This is a genomic window from Okeania sp. SIO2F5 (genome assembly GCF_010692685.1).
GTDB classification, from domain to species: domain Bacteria; phylum Cyanobacteriota; class Cyanobacteriia; order Cyanobacteriales; family Microcoleaceae; genus Okeania; species Okeania hirsuta.
In genome coordinates this window covers 1-4,779 of record NZ_JAAHGU010000254.1, presented here as the reverse complement: position 1 = coordinate 4,779, position 4,779 = coordinate 1, and the positions used below count along the sequence as shown (strand labels likewise).

The window sequence follows — 4,779 nt, the reverse complement described above, 5'->3', positions numbered from 1 at the left end:
CTCTCCCCAAATCTTCCCTCTTAACCTTTTCTCTCTTACCTTCTGTCTCCTGTCTCCAGTATAGCTGTCTCCTAGTCAAAAAAACTTGATATTTATATGAAGATACGGTTAGGGGTTCTATAGCGCTTTCCTACGGAATGCTGGCGCAAATGCGCAGGCAACAGGCAACAGGCAACAGGTAATAAGGGAAATAAAAAGCTGATAATATCAGACTTGTAGCTATTGGGTAGTTCCTGTAATTTGTAAATATACCAGCACGCACTGCTATAGTTGATATTCAATAATATACAGTTGCTTAAAATGTTATAATTAGTGATTTTGATTCAGGATCAAAACAATTTTTACCTACAATAGAAAGTTTTCTGAATTTAAGAAAATTTTAATTATTTGGACTTTTGCTTCTTGTTATACATACTAAATTGTTAGTGGCCTTTCAACCTATCAACTAGTGCCCTGATTAGTATATATACTAAAAGCTGTAGTAGGCTGCTCAATATCATTTTTTAATCTAAAATCACTTTGCCTACAAAAATGACAAGATTTGTCAAAAATTCTAAAATATATTAGCTTTAAACTTTTAATCCTATTGCCTAATTAAGCAGTTGCCTTTTTTCAGATTTTTACACAACCTCAAGATGGCTACTACAGATATTCTAGCCTTTTATATAGAATTTAGATATAGTTAGTAAATTTATTGTGAACCCTCTATTTTGTTTATCAAAGTTTCTAGAACCTCAAGCAAAAAAAAAATTGTCTAATGAATTTAGTTTTTTCATCCGGATTGCTCAACCAAAAGATATCAACAGTATTACCGAAGTTTTGACTAATAGTTTTTACTCCTGTCAAGGAATTATGGGTTATGTTCGTCCTTTTTTACGACTAGGTATTTACGAAGATTTACGCAATCGCATTCGTTCAAAAACTGAGCATTATTTATGTCTTGTTGCTATGGTTGTCGAAAATACTGAGTCTACCAGGGATGTATCTAATACTAGAAAACAAGATTTGGTAGGAACTGTGGAAATTGATGTGCGTTCGCGAGGTGGGATGGATGTCCTCTTATTCAACTCTTGGCAATTAGATAATTTAGATAATTTTGAGTATGCTTATTTATCAAATTTAGCTGTTGATGCTAACTATAGAAAATTAGGAGTTGCTCAAAAATTGTTAAGTTATTGTGAGCATAAGGTATTAGGATGGGGTTTTTGTGAGTTATACCTTCATGTATTAGAAAATAATTATACTGCTCGAAGACTTTACGATAAAGCTGGTTATCAATTACAAGAAGTTGAGTGGACTTTCGGTTCCCTACTATTTGGGCAACCTCGAAAGTTACTTTTGCGTAAATCTTTTTCGAGTAACATTTAAGTCTCAAGAATAAGATTTAATATCAAGTCCGGTAGCATCAGTATTGTCAAGAAGAAGCAAGAGGGAAGAAGCAAGAGGGAAGAGGTAGAAAGACTTATAGCAGTTTTCATGTTTCATAGAATACAGAAATTTTTGCTTAAAGGCAGAAGCGGTGCGACCCCGCGTCGGCAGCAGACGCAAGTGGTCTGACCCCGCGACGAGGACAGCTCGCTTGCGGAATGCTGACTCCTGTGAGGGAATGCGCACTAAGAGAGGCACTTATGCTGAGGGCAGAAGTTTTGTAGTCAACATGAGTGAAAACCGCTATAAAAGTCTGAAAAAAACTTCAATTTCCTCTGTCACTCAATTTTTCTGCCCTTATCTGCTAAAAATCCTCACATTTTAGGACTTACGCATGAACACTATTGGTGGGGTGTGTTTTGCTGTCGCATAACTCCGTTAACGCTCCGCGACATGTTTGCGGAGCATGACCATAGGAAAAAGCGGTAGCGTAACTGAGCAAAACCCTATATCTATATTTCAGTGCGTAAGTCCTGATGTTTAACCGATCAATTATCGCGCAAAAATCATCAATTCTTTCCCCCTACTCTGTAGGGACGTTGCATGCAACGTCCCTACCTACTCCCTACTTCCTCTTTTCCGGAGAGGTCTATTAACAATCTCATACGCCATTTACTCACAACATTACCTAAATTTGTTGGCAACCAAGCATCATATTGAGAATAAACAGGTAATCTTTTGATTAGTTGCCATCTTCGCGATTGCAACACTTTTGCTAAACCTTGATAATGGGGATGAGGATAATCAGGGTTGACTTCATCGTGGAGTCCAATTCCTCCTAAGTCACTCGCACCAGTTTCTACACAAGCTAATAATATTTCCGGTTTTGTAACTAAATTAGGAGGAATTTGTAACGCAATGGTTGAGGGCAAAATTTTACGAGCGATCGCTACAATATCTGGCAACAAATTGATGTCGAAAGCTTCACTATTCCATATTTGTCGCTCACCAGGACTGTAGGGTTGTAAAATAACTTCTTGAATATGACCCCATTTTTTATGAACATTAGCGATCGCTATTAATGTTTCTTTCCAGTCAGTTACAGTCTCTCCAACTCCTAATAATAAACCAGTAGTAAATGGAATTCTTAGTTCGCCAGCTAATTCTAATTGTTGTAAGCGTAAATGTGGTATTTTACTAGGAGCATTTTTATGAACTGTTTGTAGTAATTTAGGTGTCATCTGCTCCAACATTAGTCCCATTGACACATTAACTTGTTTTAACTCCTTCATTTCTGCTCTACTAAGTGGCCCAACATTAGTATGAGGTAAAAATCCTAAAGATAGAGCTAGTTTGCATAAATCATAGATTAATTGGAACCAAGTTGGTCTATTTTGGCTGTTTGGATGTACTTCACCACTCAGAATTAAAATTTCAATTACACCTTGATTTTTTAGGGACAGTAATTTTGCTTCTGCTTCTGATAGACTAAGCCATGAACTTTTACTTGGTTCTGAGCGAAAATTACAATAGGTGCAATGATTAAAGCATTCATAGGTAGGAACTATTGTATAAGCAGGACTATATGTAACAATTCTAGACATGGGTGAAGTATTAAATTTAATTAGTCAAATCTATATTAGAGAGACGAAAAAATTAGTGCGGTTGGAATAATTATTTCATAGAGGAAATACCTTTGTGGCAAGTTGTCAAAGAGGCTAAAACTAGCAATATGAGTAGTTGCTTGGGAAATTACCCAGAAGCAGTATATCGTCATATTTTTCAAATAATTCTAGAGCTAATTTTTGAAATTGTTCTGGTTTTAATAGTTCTTTTTTTCCTCTTTTTCCTTTTTGAAGGTTGCGTTTACCATTTTTGACTCCAACTTCACCTAATTGATTGTATTTTTTGATTATTTCTCAGGCATAATCATCATTAATACCTATAGCGATCTCACTATTTTTCACTGTCCAACCTCATGATACTTTCCACAATAAATGCCACCTTCACAGACTCTACTGGTTCTACAGTTTTTTTATACCTTTGTTTGAGTTCAGATGAACTCAAATAATTTGCTAAATATACTTTTCTTGGCATTTCATTAATCCTATAGTAATCCTAAATAGGTTCTGGCAAAATTCCATACTGAAAAAGCTTTGGGAAATCGAATATTTGACCATCTGCAAAAAACTTAAATAGCCACTTAACTACTTTAAAAGAATTGCAAAGATGATCATATTTTCTGATGAAATTTTTGGCTGGTAACCAAATATCTTCAACAGGATTTTGCTCCGGAGCATTTGGAGCCAACTTTGTACCATGTATCAACCATTCTTATATGCGATAAATTTTGATTAATTAACATCAAATATTCTCGAAATTCTTGAGATTTATGGTAAGTTGCTCCCTCCCAAAATATTGCCAATCTTTTACCCGGTTTTCGCGCTTTGCAAATATTTGATAAATTGTAAGCATTCAGCAGTCAGCTATCAGCTTTATTACCTTTAAAGGAGAAAAAAGCAATTTTATCAAAGCTCTCAGAGTACGAATTTCTGGTTGAGAATTTAGTAGAACTTAAACGAATGCTTGCTTCATTCATTAAAAAGCTGAAGTCCGCAGTTCCGACTATAGGAGGATAGCTGACCGCTAATAGCTGAATGCTTACGAAGTAAAAGAGGTAGATATCCATGAAAATATAGATAGCACCTTAATGATTTTACAAACTCGTTTAAAAAGAAAACCTAATTATCCATAAAAATTCAATAGTTTAAGTTCCCAGCTATATTAATAGTGTTGTGGGTGTTAATGGGAGGTGTTATATCAAATCCGGTTATACAGTTATTGCACTTTCTACTTCCATTCAATGCAGACATAAAATGCTGGAATATCCCCAAATAATTCCCACTTTCTTCCTACTGACTCCTGACTCCTAACTCCGCACTCTTAACTCCGCCGATTATTACGATAACTAATGATCCGGATACTATATCAATGTCCAATTGTAAATCTTGAAAAGCTGATAATGCAGCTCCTCTGTAATAGGCTTGCTGATAGCTGAGTGCTACTTCAAATAAGTTATTTTTTATTGACTTTTAAACATAAATATGATATATGATTAACATGATAAACAAAACTTATAACTTAGTTAAACAACACTATCCTTAACACCCCTTTACAAAACAAAATAAACTAGCTATATTATTAATAACGGAGCAGAAAACAAAAAAACACCTGCACCGCCGTACCTCGAAAATTTCATACATACATAACAGCAATCATACATTATGACAACTACCTTACAACAGCGTGAAAACGCCAACGTATGGGAAAAGTTCTGTAGCTGGATCACCAGCACAGACAATCGTTTATACATCGGTTGGTTCGGTGTATTAATGATCCCCACCCTTCTCA

General features: G+C 35.4%; 3 protein-coding genes and 2 pseudogenes. 2 read left to right on the top strand and 3 right to left on the bottom strand.

Annotated features, from left to right (window positions below; all coding sequences use genetic code 11):
• Nucleotides 1-750: 750 nt before the first annotated feature.
• Nucleotides 751-1,368 carry a GNAT family N-acetyltransferase gene (locus F6K27_RS32470; protein WP_240038813.1) on the top strand — a complete coding sequence of 206 codons (618 nt, stop codon included), beginning with the start codon at nucleotides 751-753 and terminating at the stop codon, nucleotides 1,366-1,368.
• 614 nt (nucleotides 1,369-1,982) lie between these two features.
• Here the strand turns inward: F6K27_RS32470 and cofG are convergent.
• From cofG to F6K27_RS32455, 3 genes and pseudogenes are all read right to left on the bottom strand, one after another.
• Nucleotides 1,983-2,972 (bottom strand): 7,8-didemethyl-8-hydroxy-5-deazariboflavin synthase subunit CofG, encoded by a 990-nt coding sequence (gene cofG, locus F6K27_RS32465; RefSeq protein WP_124143730.1) that lies wholly within the window; start codon nucleotides 2,970-2,972, stop codon nucleotides 1,983-1,985.
• A gap of 352 nt (nucleotides 2,973-3,324) precedes the next feature.
• Nucleotides 3,325-3,465, bottom strand: a complete 141-nt coding sequence (locus tag F6K27_RS32460) for a hypothetical protein (protein ID WP_161564924.1) — start codon at nucleotides 3,463-3,465, stop codon at nucleotides 3,325-3,327.
• Nucleotides 3,466-3,486: 21 nt separating this feature from the next.
• Nucleotides 3,487-3,836: pseudogene (locus tag F6K27_RS32455) on the bottom strand (IS630 family transposase); the annotation flags it as partial.
• Between the two features lie 816 nt (nucleotides 3,837-4,652).
• Here F6K27_RS32455 and F6K27_RS32450 point away from each other — a divergent pair.
• A pseudogene (locus F6K27_RS32450) lies at nucleotides 4,653-4,779 on the top strand (photosystem II q(b) protein); the annotation flags it as partial.